General features: G+C 66.8%; 10 protein-coding genes and 3 tRNA genes. 6 read left to right on the plus strand and 7 right to left on the minus strand.

Going from position 1 to position 16,137, the window contains the following annotated elements:
• Positions 1-92: 92 nt before the first annotated feature.
• Entirely contained in the window at positions 93-929 is an 837-nt protein-coding gene (locus tag LK539_RS11360; protein ID WP_227801017.1) for a response regulator, read from the minus strand.
• Positions 930-1,267: 338 nt separating this feature from the next.
• Here LK539_RS11360 and LK539_RS11365 point away from each other — a divergent pair, with 338 nt between their 5' ends.
• Genes LK539_RS11365 through LK539_RS11375 form a run of 3 tightly spaced genes read left to right on the plus strand, consistent with a single transcriptional unit; the run spans position 1,268 to position 5,697 of the window.
• Positions 1,268-3,190, plus strand: a complete 1,923-nt coding sequence (locus LK539_RS11365; protein WP_227801018.1) for a TonB-dependent siderophore receptor — start codon at positions 1,268-1,270, stop codon at positions 3,188-3,190.
• Between the two features lie 15 nt (positions 3,191-3,205).
• Complete coding sequence (locus tag LK539_RS11370) at positions 3,206-3,805, plus strand: YfiR family protein (RefSeq protein ID WP_227801019.1); 600 nt, start codon at positions 3,206-3,208, stop codon at positions 3,803-3,805.
• Positions 3,802-5,697: an ATP-binding protein gene (locus tag LK539_RS11375; RefSeq protein ID WP_227801020.1), complete on the plus strand. Its 1,896-nt coding sequence runs from the start codon at positions 3,802-3,804 to the stop codon at positions 5,695-5,697. The genes LK539_RS11370 and LK539_RS11375 overlap by 4 nt, the downstream gene beginning before the upstream one ends.
• Before the next feature lie 168 nt (positions 5,698-5,865).
• On the opposite strand, the gene LK539_RS11380 is transcribed toward LK539_RS11375, so the two are convergent.
• The 3 genes from LK539_RS11380 to LK539_RS11390 form a co-directional block, all read right to left on the minus strand.
• A complete protein-coding gene (locus tag LK539_RS11380; protein WP_227801021.1) occupies positions 5,866-6,411 on the minus strand; it encodes an FxDxF family PEP-CTERM protein in 546 nt (181 codons plus the stop codon).
• A gap of 498 nt (positions 6,412-6,909) precedes the next feature.
• Positions 6,910-6,986, minus strand: a tRNA-Arg gene (locus LK539_RS11385).
• Between the two features lie 120 nt (positions 6,987-7,106).
• Positions 7,107-7,183 (minus strand) — tRNA-Arg (locus LK539_RS11390).
• 167 nt (positions 7,184-7,350) lie between these two features.
• On the opposite strand from LK539_RS11390, the gene LK539_RS11395 reads away from it, so the two are divergent.
• Positions 7,351-7,611: a hypothetical protein gene (locus LK539_RS11395; RefSeq protein WP_227801022.1), complete on the plus strand. Its 261-nt coding sequence runs from the start codon at positions 7,351-7,353 to the stop codon at positions 7,609-7,611.
• 54 nt (positions 7,612-7,665) lie between these two features.
• On the opposite strand, the gene LK539_RS11400 is transcribed toward LK539_RS11395, so the two are convergent.
• Positions 7,666-7,742, minus strand: a tRNA-Arg gene (locus LK539_RS11400).
• Between the two features lie 108 nt (positions 7,743-7,850).
• On the opposite strand from LK539_RS11400, the gene LK539_RS11405 reads away from it, so the two are divergent.
• On the plus strand, positions 7,851-11,813 hold the full coding sequence (locus LK539_RS11405; RefSeq protein WP_227801023.1) for a sensor histidine kinase: 3,963 nt from the start codon (positions 7,851-7,853) through the stop codon (positions 11,811-11,813).
• 3 nt (positions 11,814-11,816) lie between these two features.
• Here LK539_RS11405 and LK539_RS11410 read toward each other — a convergent pair whose 3' ends face one another.
• Together LK539_RS11410 and LK539_RS11415 are read right to left on the minus strand one after the other, a co-directional pair.
• On the minus strand, positions 11,817-12,764 hold the full coding sequence (locus LK539_RS11410) for a D-2-hydroxyacid dehydrogenase (RefSeq protein ID WP_227801024.1): 948 nt from the start codon (positions 12,762-12,764) through the stop codon (positions 11,817-11,819).
• A 96-nt stretch (positions 12,765-12,860) separates the two neighbouring features.
• A complete protein-coding gene (locus LK539_RS11415) occupies positions 12,861-13,187 on the minus strand; it encodes a hypothetical protein (RefSeq protein WP_307729100.1) in 327 nt (108 codons plus the stop codon).
• 193 nt (positions 13,188-13,380) lie between these two features.
• Here LK539_RS11415 and ligD point away from each other — a divergent pair, with 193 nt between their 5' ends.
• Entirely contained in the window at positions 13,381-16,065 is a 2,685-nt protein-coding gene (ligD, locus tag LK539_RS11420) for a DNA ligase D (RefSeq protein WP_227801025.1), read from the plus strand.
• The last annotated feature ends 72 nt before the right edge of the window (positions 16,066-16,137 follow it).

The raw sequence follows: 16,137 nt of genomic DNA on the forward strand, positions 1-16,137 counted from the left end.
GCATGGATGGGGACCGCAGGCGCACGACGGCCCCGGACCCGGTACGGCCCATTGTAGCCCAGCCGGAGCGCAACGGCACAGGGGCACCAGCCTCACCTGGCGGGCGCCGGCTGGCGCGCCACCTTGGCCAGGGCATCCTGGAGCTGGTCCAGCTCGTAGGGTTTCTGGAGCGACAGATAGGGGAACTCGAGGTGGCGCAGCAGCGAGTCGCCGTAGCCGGAGGCAAAGATCACCTTCAGGCCCGGGTTGCCGGCAAGCGCCTGGCGCGCCAGGTCGACGCCCGACATGCCGGGCAGGCTGACGTCCGAGAACAGCACGTGGTAGCGCCCCTTGGCCAGCAGTTCGAGGGCGTCGTCCGGATGCGCCACGCCGTCCGCTTCGTGGCCGAAGGCCTTGAGCATCTCGCACACCAGGTATTGGGAATCGAGGTTGTCCTCGACCACCAGGATGCGCATGGCGGCGTCGGGCGTGTCCGGTTCCGCGGCAGCCGCGACGCCCGCCGGCGGCGCCAGCAGGACATGCACGCCGGCCACGCCGCCGCTGCCGTCCGCCAGCGGCGTAAGAATCAGGTCGCAGCGGTATTCCTGCGGGCCGTCCGCATGGCGGAAGGACAGCACGGCGCCTGCCACCACGCCAGGCTGGCCCGCCCATGCCGCCTGCAGCGCCGCACCCGCGTTCGACAGCGGCGGCGGCAGCACCGAAGGCACCGAGCCGCCCGGAACCCGGCCGCAGCCCAGGCCGGCCAGAGCAGCATAAGCTTCGTTGAAGACCAGGATCGTTTCACGTCCCCACACGAGCAGCGTCGGCAGGGGAGAATTGAGCAGCAGGTCGGCGGCCACCCGCAGGGGCAGGGGCCAGCGCGCCGGGTCGCCCAGGCTGCTTCCCGTCCAGTCGTAGGAAGCAGCGGTGCGCGGATCGTGTTCAGGCATGGGCAAAGTGTTGTAGGAACGAAAACATGGCGGCCATGCTACACCAAAAGCCGCCTTACCGCCGTCTCGATCCGTGCGCGATACCTTGCCGCGAAACGGGCAAAAAAAAGCCCGCTTCAGGGAAGCGGGCTGAATCTATTTCCTTGGAGGAGAATAGAGGAGACAGGAAGGATGATGCTGCATTGCCGCAAATTAGTCCAATTTATATTTCTAATGACTGCCATCAAGAATATTGATGAGTTAGATTTGTCAACCCGAGCGTGGCGTGCGTGCGACGCCGCGCTGACGGGAATCGTGCACCCTTGGTGCGTGACAGAAAATGTTCTACGATGGCAACTATGTTAAAACCTTCCCAGCTTGCCTGCGCCTGTGCGGCACTGTTGTTACTGCACGCGGGCAGCGGGCATGCGGCTGCGCAGGCGGCCAGCGAGGGCGGCTCGGCCGAGCAGCTGGCGGACTATTCCCTCGAGCAACTGGCCGATATCGTGGTCACCTCGGTCTCGCGCCAGCAGGGCCGTCTGAGCCAGGCCCCGGCCTCCGTGTACGTCATCAGCGGCGCCGACATCGCCCGTTCCGGCGCCACCAGCATTCCCGAAGCGCTGCGCCTGGCGCCGAATCTGCAGGTGGCGCTGACGGGCGCCCAGGAGTATGCGATCAGCGCGCGCGGTTTTTCCTCGCCGCTGGCCAATAAACTGCTGGTGCTGGTCGATGGCCGTAGCGTGTATTCGCCGCTGTTTTCGGGCGTGTTCTGGGAAGCGCTGGACGTGGTGCTGGTCGACGTCGAGCGGATCGAGGTCATCAGCGGCCCCGGCGGCACCATCTGGGGCACCAATGCCGTCAACGGCGTCATCAACATCATCACGCGCAGCGCCGCCGATACCCAGGGCATGCTGGCCGAGGTGCATGCGGGGACGCGCTATGCCGGCGCGACCCTGCGCCAGGGCAAGCGCCTGGCCAACGGCGCCTTCGTGCGCGCCTACGCCAAGCGCGACGAGACCGATGCCGCCCCCGGCGAAGCGGGCGAGGGCGGCGGCGTGGGCCGGCGCCAGGCCGGTTTCCGGCTCGACTGGGAAGGCGGCAGCCAATCCCTGAGCGTGAGCGGCGACCTGCACGCCGGCGCCCTGCGTGCCTACCGCCTCGAACCGCGTACCGAGTTCTCGGGCGCCAACCTGGTCGCCCGTCTCGATACCCGCCTGGCGGGCGAGGCGGAGCTTCGCCTGCAGGCCTGGGTCGACCAGGGCCGGCGCGAGCAGCCCGGCGTCGGGAAGCACGCGCTCGATACCTTCGACATCGAAGCGCAGTATGCCACCCGGCTGGACGAGCGCCACGCGCTGACCTGGGGCGGCGGCTACCGCCATGCGCGCGACCGCTTCGAGAACGGCCCGGTGCTGCAGTTCGCGCCGACCCGGCGCCGCCTGCGCTGGGGAAACTTGTTCGTCCAGGACGAGTTCGCCGTCACGCCGGCGCTGCGCGCGACCGCGGGGCTGCGCCTGGAGCACAATGACTACACCGGCATGGAGCTGTTGCCGAATCTGCGCCTGGCCTGGGACCATGCGCCCGGCGCCATGCTGTGGGCGGCAGCCTCGCGCACGGTGCGGGCCCCGGCGCGCATCGACCGCGACCTGCGCCTGGTCGACCCGGCCTCCGGCGGGGCGCGCTACCTGGTGGCGGGCGGCCCCGATATGGGGTCGGAGACGGCCAGGGTGCTGGAACTGGGTTACCGCGCCCAGCCCACCGCGGCGCTGTCGTTCGCGGCAACCCTGTTCTACAGCCATTACGAGCGCCTGCGCACCCTGGAACCAAGGCCAGGGGGCGCGGTGTTCGCCAACCTCGGCCATGGCGGGGCGCGCGGGCTGGAACTGTGGGGCAACTGGCAGGCGATGCGCGGCTGGCGCCTGGCGGCCGGTGCGGTGCTGCAGGACGTCGACACCGCCGTGCTGCCGCAGAGCGCCGACGTCTCTGCCATGCTTGGCCTGGCGAGCAATGACCCGCGCAGCTACTGGCAGCTGCGCAGCTCGCACGACCTGGCCCGCGGCGTGACAGCCGACCTGCTGCTGCGGCGCGTCGCGCGCCTGCCGCAGCCGGCCCTGCCGGGCTATCATGAACTCGATGCAAGGATCGCGTGGCAGGCACGCCCCGGCGTCGAACTGGCCCTCGCGGGCCGTAACCTGCTGCATGCGCGCCACCCCGAGTTCGGGGCGGCGGGCATGCGTCAACTGGCCGAACGCAGTGTGTTCGCCAGCGCTTCGCTGCGTTTCTGAAGGCCCATGACTAGTATGAAGACACTTCCTCCCGACCGACTGCGACGCCGCCTGGCCTGCCGGGCGCTCGCACTGCCGCTGCTGCTGGCGGCCGCGGGAACCTCGCCGCGCGCGTTCGCCGATCGGTATGCCGAAACGGGCGCGCCCGCACTCGAGCGCCGGGTCAAGGCTGCATTCCTGTACAAATTCCTCGGCTATGCCGAATTCCCGCCCCAGGCCTTCGGCGATCCGGCGGGCCCCTTGATGCTGGCGGTGGTGGGCTCGGACGACATGGCCGCCGAACTGGCGCGCATCGCCGCCGGCCGCGTGATCGCCGGGCGCCCGATCGCCGTGCGCCGGCTGGGCGAGCACGAGCCGATTCCCCCGGTGCACCTGCTGTTCGTGGCCGGCAGCGACAACGAACGGGCCGCCCGCGTGCTGCGCGCCGCGCCTGCCGCCTACCTGACCGTGACCGAGTGCGAAGGCGGGCTGCGCTTCGGCAGCGTGATCAACTTCCGCATCATCGACGAGCGGGTGCGCTTCGACGTGTCGCTCGACGCCGCCGACAGGAAAAACCTGAAGCTCAGTTCGCGTCTGCTGACGGTCGCGAACCGGGTGCAGAAGGGAGGTGCATGATGGGCATGCACGATACCGGCTCGGTCCGCAGCAAACTGATTTTAATGGCGGTGGCCACCACCATCGTGGCCCTGCTGTCGGCCGCCGTCGCCATGCTGGTGGTCGACGTGCGCACCTTCCAGCGCGTCTGGGTCGACGACCTGACCACCCAGGCCGACTTCGTCGCCGACGTCGCCGCCCCGGCGGTGTCCTTCAACGACACCGCCGCCGCCACGCGCAGCCTGTCGGTGCTGCGGGTGCGTCCGCAGATCGAGGCCGGCGCCATCTATACCAACAGCGGCCAGCGCTTCGCCACCTATGCCAGGGCAGGCGTCGAGGCCGCGCTCCCGGCGCGCCCGGAAGCGGCGGGCTACCGCATCGAGCATGGCGCGCTGGTGGTGTTCCGCCCGATCGTCGAGAACGGCGAGCCGCTCGGCACCGTCTACCTGCGCTCGCGCTACGGCCTGTTAGACCGCGTCCTGAGCTACGGCGCGATCCTGGGCGGCGTGATGCTGGCCGCGCTGGTGATCGCCGCCCTGGTGGCCTCGCGCCTGCAGGCCTCGATCACGCGTCCGCTGGAAGCGGTGACCAACGTCGCGCGCCAGGTGATGCTGCGGCGCGACTTCACGCTGCGCGTGCCCGGCAACGAGAAGGGCGAGATCGGGGTGCTGGTGGAAGCCTTCAACGACATGCTGGCCGAGATCGGACGCCGCTCGGACGCGCTGCAGGCCGCCAACCGCACCCTCGAACACGAGATGACGGTGCGCGAGCGCGCCGAGCAGGCCCTGATCGTGGCCGATCGCCGGAAGGACGAATTCCTGGCCACCCTGGCGCACGAACTGCGCAACCCGCTGGCGCCGATCCGCACCGGCCTGGACATCCTGCGCATCCGCAGCGGCGACGCCCAGGCGACCCAGCGCGCCACCGACATCATGGAACGCCAGCTGCGCCAGATGGTGCGCCTGGTCGACGACCTGCTGGACGTTTCACGCATCAACACCGGCAAGTTCACCATCAAGATGGGCCGGGTGGAACTGAAAGCGGTGGTCAACGACGCGCTCGAAGTGGTGCGCTCCTATATAGAACTGCACGGCCACGAACTGGTGATCGACCTGCCGGACCGCCCGGTGTTCCTGCATGGTGACGCCACGCGCCTGGCCCAGGTGCTGTCGAACCTGCTGAACAACGCCGCCAAGTACACCAACCGCGGCGGACGCGTGTCGCTCACGGCCGGCGTCGAGGACCGCACCCTGGTGCTGGAAGTGGCCGACACCGGTATCGGCCTCGCGCCCGACATGCTCGACACCGTGTTCGAAATGTTCGTGCAGGTCGATTCGACGCTGGAGCGCAGCAACGCGGGCCTGGGTGTCGGCCTGTCGCTGGCGCGCAAGCTGGTTGAACTGCACGGCGGCACGATCGAAGCGAAATCCGAGGGCCTGGGCCACGGCAGCCGCTTCGTGGTGCGCCTGCCGATCGTGGTCGATCCGGAACCGATCGCCAAGCCCACGCCGGCCGCCTTCATCAGCTCCGAGACCTACCGCATCCTGCTGGCGGACGACAACGTCGACTTCGTCAACAGCATCGGCGCGCTGCTCACGGCCATGGGCCACAGCGTGGTGATCACGCACAACGGCCCGGACGCGCTGGCGGCGGCGGCGCGCTTCTGCCCGGACTATGCCTTCCTCGACATCGGCCTGCCGCACATGTCGGGCTACGACCTGGCGCGCGGCATCCGCAAGCTGGCCTGCGGATCGATGACGGTGCTGATCGCCGTCACCGGCTGGGGCCAGGAAAAGGACCGCCAGCTGGCCTTCGAAGCCGGCTTCGACCACCACATGGTCAAGCCGGTGCGCTTCGAGCAGATCGAGGAAATCCTGGGCAACCGCAGCATCATCAAGAAGCTGCGTACCTGAATCGGAGCGAATGTAGTCCGCTAGTCGTAGGGTGGTCGGCTCGTCCGACCGCGCGTTCAGCCAGTGCAAGCGATGTGGCGGTGCGACCGATAGTTGGACTACGGATCCAGGCGAAAAAAAGACGGGAGCGCTTGCGCGCTCCCGTCTTTTTGCTATGTCAGGCTGGTATTAAGCCTGCTTTTGCTTGCGGCGGCGTGCCAGGAAGCCCAGGACGCCGAGGCCGCCCAGCATCATGCCGTAGGTTTCCGGTTCCGGAACCGGAGCCAGCATCACGGCGCCACCGAACGAGGCGCCGGCATCCGACACCAGGTTACCGCTGACACGCAGGTAGTAGTCGCCGGCGGCCAGGTTGTCGCTCGAGATGCTCCAGACATCCATTTCGCCGCTTTGCAGCATGGTGCCGTTGGTGATCAGGGTGTCGTCCTCGCCATACAGGGCCAGACCGGTGATGTCCAGGCCCACGTCGGCGCTACGGCTGATCGACGAGATGATCGCATCGAGGTTCATGCCCACGTCACCATCGACAGTGAAGGTGAAGCGGTCCGCGAAGGTGTTACCTTCGTTATCAGCTTCGAAGGTGTCGCCGAAGAAGGCGCTGTTGTCGATCAGCTCGAGCTCCTGGGGGGAGTTGCCGACGACTTCCTGGGCCATCACGGCCGACGAACCAAACGAAGCGGAAGCCAACACAATTGCAGCAATCAGAGATTTTTTCATTTCTTTCCTCGCATAGAATCAGCCGCGTCCTGCAGCCTGGGTTTCAAGTATCGGGGAACTTCATGCTATCAAAGCGACAAAAAAAAGCACGTGGAAGTGTGATTGAACGGTCAATATGTGCACTGTATTCCACGAATCAACATATTTCTGATGGGCTATGCTATAGGCCGGGTTCTCATAGGAGAAGCCGGTTTAATCGCGTTGTATCGTAGAAAATTTTGATCGGCTTGCTGAAAATGCGTCAGCGCAGTCCTACAAAAAGAGGAGGATGTTTCCGGCGCTGAGCCCGTGCGATTTCAGCTCCGTTTAAATAATGAAGCGTAGAAGTTGGTGTGTTTTAGGTGTTTTTGCTGAGTTAGCCCGGCGCTGGAGCTCCGGGGAATGCGCGCGCGAGCATGCCGGGCTGGAGAATATGCCTACCCGGACAGGAAAAACTGAGAGAAGAGAACTGGAAAAGAAAAATGGCCCAGAATCGCTTCTGAGCCATTTAAGAAAAGTTGGCGCGGCTGGCAGGAATCGAACCCACGACCCCTTGGTTCGTAGCCAAGTACTCTATCCAGCTGAGCTACAGCCGCCCGAGGCACGCATTATAGCAGCACCTCCCGGATTGGCAAACCCCCTTTGGCACACCGGCCGCTTGCATGGGTCGCCAACGAAAAAAGGGACCAGATGTTTCCATCTGGTCCCTCATATTCTGGCGCGGCTGGCAGGAATCGAACCCACGACCCCTTGGTTCGTAGCCAAGTACTCTATCCAGCTGAGCTACAGCCGCCCGATGCACGCATTATAGCAGGCGAATGGATATTGGCAAAGCCTCATCGGAAGCCTGTGACAATTCACGCATTATCGCGCCAGCCAGACTGCCAGGATGGCGGCGCCCGCATCCTAGCGGCGATCCTGCGTCCGCCAGGAACAAGCACCACCACGAAACGGGGAACCATGAACTCGCACGACTTGCCCATCGCATGCTTTGCAGTGTCGACGCTTATCTCGCTGTGGAGGCGGCACTGGACCGACGCGAGCTGGTGCGCATGCTTTGCCGCCTTCCTGGTCTTCGACAAGGTTCCGCCGGCTGCGATACCTTGGCGGCTGCATTATCTGTTGCTGGTGGCGGGGGCGGCGCTTGTCGTTTCCCAGGTGCTCAAGGAGTGCCGCGAACACAGGAAGAGTCTGGCCGCCCGCCCCGAGACCGGCGCTTGACTGGCCCGCCAACGAAAAAAGGGACCAGATGTTTCCATCTGGTCCCTCATATTCTGGCGCGGCTGGCAGGAATCGAACCCACGACCCCTTGGTTCGTAGCCAAGTACTCTATCCAGCTGAGCTACAGCCGCCCGATGCACGCATTATAGCAGCGGCTTGTCATTTCTGGAAGAGTCATTTTTTTCCACAGGCAAACAAGCTCTGGTAGATTAGCCGGGTTGGATCGTTTTGGGACTCGTATGCTTGCCTTGAAACCGGGACCGCGCCTCGCCCTGGTCGCTCTCTTGCTCATCTGGATCTGGAGCGGTGTCGCCGTGGCCGCACCGCGCAGCCTGCGCTTCGAGCGCCTGTCGATCGAGCAGGGGCTGTCGCAGCAGTCGGTCCTCACCATCCTGCAGGACCGGCGCGGCTTCATGTGGTTCGGCACCCAAGCCGGCCTGAACCGCTACGACGGCTACCGGGTGACCGTCTACCGCAACGACCCGGACAATCCCGACAGCATTCCCGACAATTATGTCGTCGCCTCGCACGAAGACCAGCAGGGCCGCCTGTGGTTCGGCACCAAGGGCGGGCTGACCCGCTTCGACCACGCCAGCGGCAAGTTCGTGCGCTACCTCGAGCCCGATGCGCTTGGCGCGCCCGCATCCAGGCGGCGCACGCCCGCTCCCTATACCGGCAACCGCGCCGTGCTGGCGATCCAGCCCGCGCGCGGCGGGCTGTGGCTGGCCACCGGCGACGGTTTGCAATTCCTCGATACGGCGAGCGGCGCGCTTCGCAGCTACCGCCACGATCCCGCTGACCCTGCATCGCTGCGCGACAACCGGGTGAATGCGCTCGCGCTGGATGGCGGCGGCAACCTGTGGATCGGCACCGCGGGCGGCATCGACCGCCTGGCGCCCGGCGCCGATCGCTTCGAGCACTTCGACGTCGACAAGAGCGATTTGCAGCGCAATACCGTGCTGGCGCTGTCGATGGGCCCGCGCGACACGCTGTGGGTCGGCACCGCCTCCGGCCTGGAAGCCTGGCGCCTGGGCGACGGCACGCCCTTCGCCCAGCCCCAGCGCCGGCGCCTGGGCAGCCAGGAGGGCATCGGCGAGCAGCGCATCAACGCCTTGTACCACGACGGCGGCGGCACCCTGTGGGTCGGCACCGACATGGACGGCATGAAATGGCTCGATCCGGCCACCGGCCGCTTCCTCAGCTACCGCAACGACCCGGCCGACCCGCACACGCTGTCCGACAACCAGGTCAGCTCGATGCTGGTGGACCGCACCGGCACCCTGTGGGCCGGCACCCAGTATGGCGGGGTGAGTCGTACCGACCTGGCCAGCGGCGGCTTCACCCGCCATGGTGGCAATGAAGGAATGGGTCGCGCCAAGGTGCGCGCCGTGCTCGAGGATCCGGATGGCCGGATATGGATCGGCACCACCGGTGACGGCCTGATGCGGCTTGGCCGTCCGGGCGGGCGGGTCGAACGGATCGGCCGCGAGGGCGAGCCTGGGGACCTGGTCACTGCGCTTGCCTTTGCGCGCGGGCGGCTGTGGATCGGCACTCCGACCGGCCTGGTCTGGCGCGATGCCGACGGACGCTACGGCCAGCTGGCCTTGGGCGGCAGCCCCGGCGCCAACTACGTGCAGGGGCTGCACGCGGGCCGTAGCGGCACGCTGTGGATCGTCACGCGCGGCGGCCTGGCGGCGCTCGCGCCGGGCGAAGACAGCGTGCGGACCTGGCGCCACGATGCCGGCGACCCGCACAGCCTCGGGGAGAACTACGGTTTCACGGCGCTCGAAGACCGGAAGGGCATCGTCTGGATCGGCACCGAAGCCGGCCTGGAACGCTACGACCCGGCATCCGGGCGTTTTACCCATTTCCGCCATGACCCGGACAACCAGAACGGTTTGCGCCACAGCCGCGTCCACCATCTGATGGAATCGGCGCGTGGCGAGCTGTGGGTGGGAACGGCGGGCGGCCTGCACCGCATGCAGCAGACCAGGGAAGGCACGCGCTTTCGCTTCTATCCATTCAGCAGCGGCCCCAAGGCGCTGCCGATCGGGGCATCCCTCGAGGACGAGCATGGCTATATCTGGGCCAGCACCACCAACGGTATCACCCGCGTCGACCCCGGCAGCGGCGCCACCAAGAGCTATACCGCCAAGGATGGCCTGGTGGACGGCTCCTACTTCGTCGGCGCCGCCTTGCGCGCCAGCGACGGCCAGTTCTACTTCGGCGGGATGACCGGACTGACCTCCTTCATGCCGGACGCGGTGCGCGACAATCCGTACGCGCCGGAAGTCGTGATCACCGACTTCCTGGTGCTGAACCGTTCGCGCGCCACGCCCAACTTCCACGAGCAGTCGGCCATCACGCTGTCGCACCGCGATACGGTATTCGCGCTCGAATTCGCCGCGCTGCATTACGCCGACCCGGACGGCAACCGCTACGCCTATCGGCTGGAAGGCTTCGACCAGGGCTGGGTCGACACCGATGCGCGGCGCCGCTACGCCAGCTATACCAACCTCGATCCGGGCACCTATGTGTTCCGTGTCCGCGCCAGCAACAAGGACGGTGTGTGGAGCACGCTGCCCGCCACCCTGGCGATCACCATCACGCCGCCGTTCTGGAAGACCTGGTGGTTCCGCACCCTGGCCGTCCTGGGAACGCTGGCCCTGTTCACGGCCGGCTACCGGCTGCGCATCCGCGCACTGGTGGCGCAGAAGGAGCTGCTCGAGCGCGAAGTCGGCGCCCGCACGGTCGAGCTGCGCAATCAGAAGGAGTCGGCCGAGCGCCGCAAGCAGGAGGTCGAGCAGCAGAAGGAAGTGGTGGAGCAGGCGCACCGCAACATCGCGCTGCTGTCGGACATCGGGCGCACCCTGACCGCCAACCTCGACCTGGAAGCGATCATGCGCACGCTCTACGAGCACGTGCATGCGCTGATGGACGCGAGCCTGTTCGCGGTGCTGTTGCGGCACCCCGAACGCGGCACTCTGGAGTACGTCTATACGGTGATGGACGGCGAACGCCGTGACGCTTTCGAGCTGCCGGAAGATCCGGAGTGCCAGCTGGCCGCATGGGCCATGGCGCGCGGGCGCGAGCTCCTGCTGGCCGACGTTTCACATGAGCTGCACGACTACCTGCCGCAGCTGACGCCGGCCCGTGCGCTGGAACTGGCCCTTCCCGGCGCCTGGCGCGCCGGCCTGCAGCCGGGTTCCCTCCTGATGGTGCCGGTGATGGTGGGCGAGCGGGTGCTGGGCGCCCTGACGGTGCAGAGCCCGGCCACGCGCGCCTACGGCCAGGTCCACCTCGACATGCTGGAAACCCTGGCGGCCTATGTTGGCGTCGCGATCGACAATGCCAGCGCCTACCACCAGCTGAAGGAAACCCAGGCCCAGCTCGCGGCCCAGGAAAAGCTGGCCTCGCTCGGCTCGCTGGTGGCGGGGGTGGCGCACGAACTGAACACGCCGATCGGCAACAGCCTCTTGATGGCCAGCACGCTGCAGGAGCGCACCAGCGACATCGCGGCGCGCTTCGACGGCGCGACCCTGCGCCGCTCCGACCTGGCCGACTACGTCGCCGAATCGCGCGAGGCGGCGGGCCTGATCATGCGCAGCCTGCACAATGCGGCGGAGCTGGTCAACAGCTTCCGCCAGGTCTCGGTGGACCAGGCCAGCGCCCAGAGGCGCCGCTTCGACCTGGCCCAGGCCTGCCAGGAAATCGCCGCCACGCTGATGAACACGGTGCGACTGGCCGGGCACCGCCTGGAGCTGGACGTGCCCCCGGGGATCGTGATGGACAGCTTCCCCGGCCCGCTGGGGCAGGTCGTCATCAACTTCGTCAACAACGCGCTGCTGCATGCCTTTAGCGGGCCGGGCGGCGCCATGCTGCTGAGCGCCAGCCAGCCGGACGGGGCTAGCGTGCGGATCGAATTCCGCGACGACGGGCGCGGCATCCCGCCAGCCGACCAGTCGCGTATCTTCGATCCCTTCTTCACCACCCGCATGGGGCAGGGTGGCACCGGCCTGGGCCTGAACATCAGCTGGAACATCGTGACCACGCTGCTGGGCGGCACGGTGCGGGTGGAGAGCAGCCCGGGGCAGGGCGCCGCCTTCATCCTTGAACTGCCGCTGCGTGCGCCGGACCCGCAGGGCCAGCCGAGCGAGCCGAGCCAGCCGAGCCTGCCGGAAGGGGCGGCGCTCGGCCAGTAAACATCAGGCCAGCACGTTCTGCGGCCGGCCGGCGGCCCAGGCGTCGATGTTATCGACCAGCATGTCGGCCAGGGTCTGCATCGCGCCCGCGCTGGCCCAGGCCACGTGCGGCGTCAGGATGAAGTTCGGCAGGCGCAGGCGCAGCAGCGGATTGGCGGGATCGGGCGGCTCCTTGCTCAGGACGTCGAAGCCGGCGCCGCCGATGCTGTTTGCCTGCAGGGCCGCGGCCAGCGCCGCCTCGTCCACCAGCCCGCCGCGTGCGGTGTTGATGAGCAGGGACGACGGTTTCATGCGCGCCAGCTCGCGCGCCCCGATCAGGTGCCGGGTCTGTTCGGTGAGCGGCAGGTGCAGGCTGACGACGTCCGATGTGGCCAGCAGCTCGTCCAGCGGCAGCTGCAGCACGCCGGGTTCTTCCAGCGGCGCGCGCGCGGTGGCCGCGATTTCCATGCCGAAGGCGCGCCCGAGCTGGGCCACCTTGCGCCCGAGGGCGCCGAAGCCGACGATGCCGAGCCGGCTGCCTGCCAGGTCGCCGATCGGGTGGTCCAGCAGGCAGAAGCGGCTCGAACGCTCCCACAGGCCGGCTTCCACGTCGGCGGCGTAGGCGCGCAGGTTGCGGCGCAGCGCCAGGATCAGGGCGAAGCAGTGCTCCGGTACCGAGACCTGTGAATAGTTGCGGATATTGGCGACCACGATGCCGCGCTCGCGGCAGGCGGCGAGGTCGACGTTGTCGCTGCCGGTGGCGGCGATCGCGACCATCTTCAGCTCGGGAAGCTGCGCGATCGCGCCGGCGCGCAGCGGCACCTTGTTGGTGACGGCGACCGTGGCGCCCGCCAGGCGCGCGACCACGTCGGCTTCATCCGTGCCGGGATAGTCCTGCCACGCGTGGGCAAAGGCGGGAGCGCGGACCCTGGCCTGCAGGCTGTCGCGGTCGAGGAAGACGATTCGGTGCATGGCGCGCTCGCGGCGAGGTAAAACCGCATTGTAGCGCCAGGAATGACAAAGGACAGGGGTACCCTGTCCTTTGATATATGGGGGCTTGGCGGCGTTTTATTTGGTGCTACTGGTGCTCATCTTGTCCGCCTTGGCTTCGGCCTGGTCCGCAGCCTTTTCGGCCTTGGCTTCCGCCTTGTCGGCCTTCGCCTCGGCTTTCTTCTCGGCGGCCTTGCGGTCGGCCTTGGCCTTGTCTTTCTGGGCACTTGCCTTGGCCTTGGCGACATCCTCCTTGGCTTCGGCCGTGGCCTTCTTCACCTTGGCGTCCGCCTGGGCTTTTTCCGCCTTCGCCTCGGCATCCACCTTGGCGTCGGTGGCGGTCTGGGCGAACGCGGAGCTCGCGAACAGGCCGGCGATCAGGACAGCAACAATCTTGCGCATCATGGCTTTTCCTCATTCAGGTTGTCAGGAAAGATCGCATGCTTCTGAGCGATGAACGGCAGGCCGCGACGGCCCGTTGACTGTATTTACATCCGCTTACATTTGCAGGCCGCCACGGTCATGGTTAGCTGGCGTACAGTCGGGCCGGCCAGCGCGGCGCGATACTGAAGGCACGCCGATAGCCGGGAGGTGCCACATGCCAGACGCGCTCAAACTGTACAAGGCCAAGCGCAATTTCGACATCACGTCCGAGCCCGCCGAAGGGGGCGTGGCCAGCACGGACGCGCTGACTTTCGTGATCCAGAAGCACTGGGCAACCCGCCTGCACTACGATTTTCGCCTGGAACTCGACGGGACCATGAAGAGCTGGGCCGTGCCCAAGGGCCCCAGCTACGACACCCATGACAAGCGCATGGCCGTGCACGTCGAGGACCATCCGATTTCGTATTCCGATTTCGAAGGCACCATCCCACCCAAACAATATGGGGCGGGCAAAGTCATCATCTGGGACAAGGGCACATGGGAACCGATCGGCGACCCGCACGAAGGCTACCGCAAGGGCAACCTGAAGTTCGAGATCCACGGCCACAAGATGCACGGGCGCTGGGTGCTGGTGCGGATGAAGGGCCGCGGCGACGACAGGCAGGAACCCTGGCTCCTGATCAAGGAAAACGACGAGTACGCCCGCCCGGCCGAGGAGTTCTCGGTGGTGGACGAAATGCCCGACAGTGTCAAGGAGCTGCCGATGCCGAAACGAGCACGTGGAAAGGTGGCCGCCCTGAAGGCGGAGGCCCAATCGGAAGCGCAATCGGAAGAGGTGCGCAAACCCGCGCGCAAATCTGCTGCGAAGAGCGCCACAAAAGCCGTTAGCAAAACCGCGGCCAGCAAAGCCGCCGCCAAGCCGGCTGCGAAAACAAGCCGTGCCAGGAAGGCCAGCGTGCCCGGCCTGCCGGAAGGCGTGAAGAAGGCGGCCCTGCCGGAGAAGTTCACGCCGGAGCTGGCCACCCTGGTGGACGCCCCGCCGCCCGACCCCGAGAACTGGGTGTTCGAGGTCAAGTTCGACGGCTACCGCATGCTGACGCGGGTCGAGAACGGGCAAGTGCGCCTGATCACCCGCAACGACAACGACTGGACCGACAAGCTGCAGCCGCTGCAGAAGGAACTCGAGCGCATCGGGCTGCCGGACGGCTGGTACGACGGCGAGATCGTGGTGCACGACGAGAACGGCAAGCCGAACTTCGGCCTGCTGCAGCTGGCCTTCGACGGCGTGCGCACGGCCGACATCGTGTACTTCCTGTTCGATGCCCCGTACTGCAACGGCTACGACCTGCGCGACGTCCCGCTGGTCGAGCGCCGCGCGGCGCTGGAACAGGTTCTCAAGGAGGCCAAGTCGGACAAGGTGCGCTTCTCCGCCGAGTTCGGGACCAACCCGGACGAGCTGGTGCTGGCCGCCTGCAAGATCGGCCTGGAAGGCGTGATCGGCAAGCGCCGCGATTCGCGCTACGTGGAGCGCCGCTCCCCCGAATGGATCAAGCTCAAGTGCGGCCTGCGCCAGGAATTCGTGATCGGCGGCTTCACCGACCCGAAGGGTTCGCGCAAGGGCGTCGGCTCGCTGCTGCTCGGCACCTACGACCGCGAAGGCGTGCTGCGCTACGCCGGCAACGTCGGTTCCGGCTTCAACCACGCCTCACTCATGGACATCAGCGAGCGCCTGGAAGCGCTGCGCACCGACGAGAGCCCGTTCCCGCCGCGCGCCGTGCCGGGACGCCAGCATCACTGGGTCAAGCCGGTGCTGGTGGCCGAGGTCAGCTTCTCGGAGTGGACCAATACCGGCTCGGTACGCCATCCGGTGTTCCAGGGCCTGCGCAAGGACAAGCCGGCCAAGGGCATCACCCGCGAAGAGCCGCGCCACATCGAGGACATCGACGCATTGAAGCCGCACTCGGCGCCGACCGACGAACCGGTGAGCCCGCCGCCTCCAGGCCTGCACCGCAAGCTGCCCGAGACCCTGCGCGTGACCAATCCGGACCGGGTGGTCGACCCGTCCACCGGCATCACCAAGCTCGATGTGATCCGCTACTACGCCTTGGTGGGCGAACTGATGATGGAGCACCTCAAGCGGCGTCCCCTGACGCTGGTGCGGGCGCCCAGCGGGATCGGCGCCGAGCTGGTGTTCCAGAAGCACGCCGACGTCAAGAAGCTGCCCGGCGTGAAGCAGATGGACCCGGCGCTCGATCCGGACAATCCGCCGATGCTGGAAATCGCCGGGGTCGAGGGCATCCTGTCGGTAGCGCAGTGGAACGCGATCGAACTGCACACGCAGAATGCGGTGGCGAAGAGCTACGAGACGCCCGACCGCATCGTATTCGACCTCGACCCGGGCGAAGGCGTCGAGTGGCACCAGATGCAGGAGGCCGCGCAGATCATGCACGCCTTCCTCGACGAGCTGGGACTGCCCGCCTTCCTGAAGACCAGCGGCGGCAAGGGCCTGCACGTGGTGGTGCCGATCAAGCCCGAATACGGCTGGGATACGGTCAAGGCCTTCTCCCAGGCGATCGTGCGCCACCTGGCGGCCACGCTGCCGGACCGCTTCGCCTTCAAGAGCGGCGCCAAGAACCGGGTCGGCAAGATCTTCATCGACTACCTGCGCAACGGCCGCGGCGCCACCACCGTCAGCGCCTGGTCGGCGCGCGCCCGGCCGGGCATGGGCATTTCAGTGCCGCTCGAGTGGGATGAGCTGATGAAGCTCAAGTCGAGCACGCAATGGACGGTGACCAACGTGCACACGCGGCTGGACCGGGGGAACGACCCGTGGACGGGGTATGCCAAGGCGGCCAAGGCGGTGACCAAGGCGATGAAAATATTGGGGTTTGATGAGTAAGCTTCGGGCTACTCATGGAAAATTGGGTTCCGGCCTTCGCCGGAACGACGGTCTTTAGGTTGGCAGCTTCGA

This window comes from Massilia sp. IC2-476, assembly GCF_020707295.1.
Lineage (GTDB): Bacteria > Pseudomonadota > Gammaproteobacteria > Burkholderiales > Burkholderiaceae_D > Telluria.

Excerpts from the sequence above, each read along its gene's own strand:
- LK539_RS11360 (WP_227801017.1), bottom strand. The coding sequence starts at position 929 with ATGCCTGAACACGATCCGCGCACCGCTGCTTCCTACGACTGGACGGGA.
- LK539_RS11365 (WP_227801018.1), top strand. The coding sequence starts at position 1,268 with ATGTTAAAACCTTCCCAGCTTGCCTGCGCCTGTGCGGCACTGTTGTTA.
- LK539_RS11370 (WP_227801019.1), top strand. The coding sequence starts at position 3,206 with ATGAAGACACTTCCTCCCGACCGACTGCGACGCCGCCTGGCCTGCCGG.
- LK539_RS11375 (WP_227801020.1), top strand. The coding sequence starts at position 3,802 with ATGATGGGCATGCACGATACCGGCTCGGTCCGCAGCAAACTGATTTTA.
- LK539_RS11380 (WP_227801021.1), bottom strand. The coding sequence starts at position 6,411 with ATGAAAAAATCTCTGATTGCTGCAATTGTGTTGGCTTCCGCTTCGTTT.
- LK539_RS11395 (WP_227801022.1), top strand. The coding sequence starts at position 7,351 with ATGAACTCGCACGACTTGCCCATCGCATGCTTTGCAGTGTCGACGCTT.
- LK539_RS11405 (WP_227801023.1), top strand. The coding sequence starts at position 7,851 with ATGCTTGCCTTGAAACCGGGACCGCGCCTCGCCCTGGTCGCTCTCTTG.
- LK539_RS11410 (WP_227801024.1), bottom strand. The coding sequence starts at position 12,764 with ATGCACCGAATCGTCTTCCTCGACCGCGACAGCCTGCAGGCCAGGGTC.
- LK539_RS11415 (WP_307729100.1), bottom strand. The coding sequence starts at position 13,187 with ATGATGCGCAAGATTGTTGCTGTCCTGATCGCCGGCCTGTTCGCGAGC.
- ligD (WP_227801025.1), top strand. The coding sequence starts at position 13,381 with ATGCCAGACGCGCTCAAACTGTACAAGGCCAAGCGCAATTTCGACATC.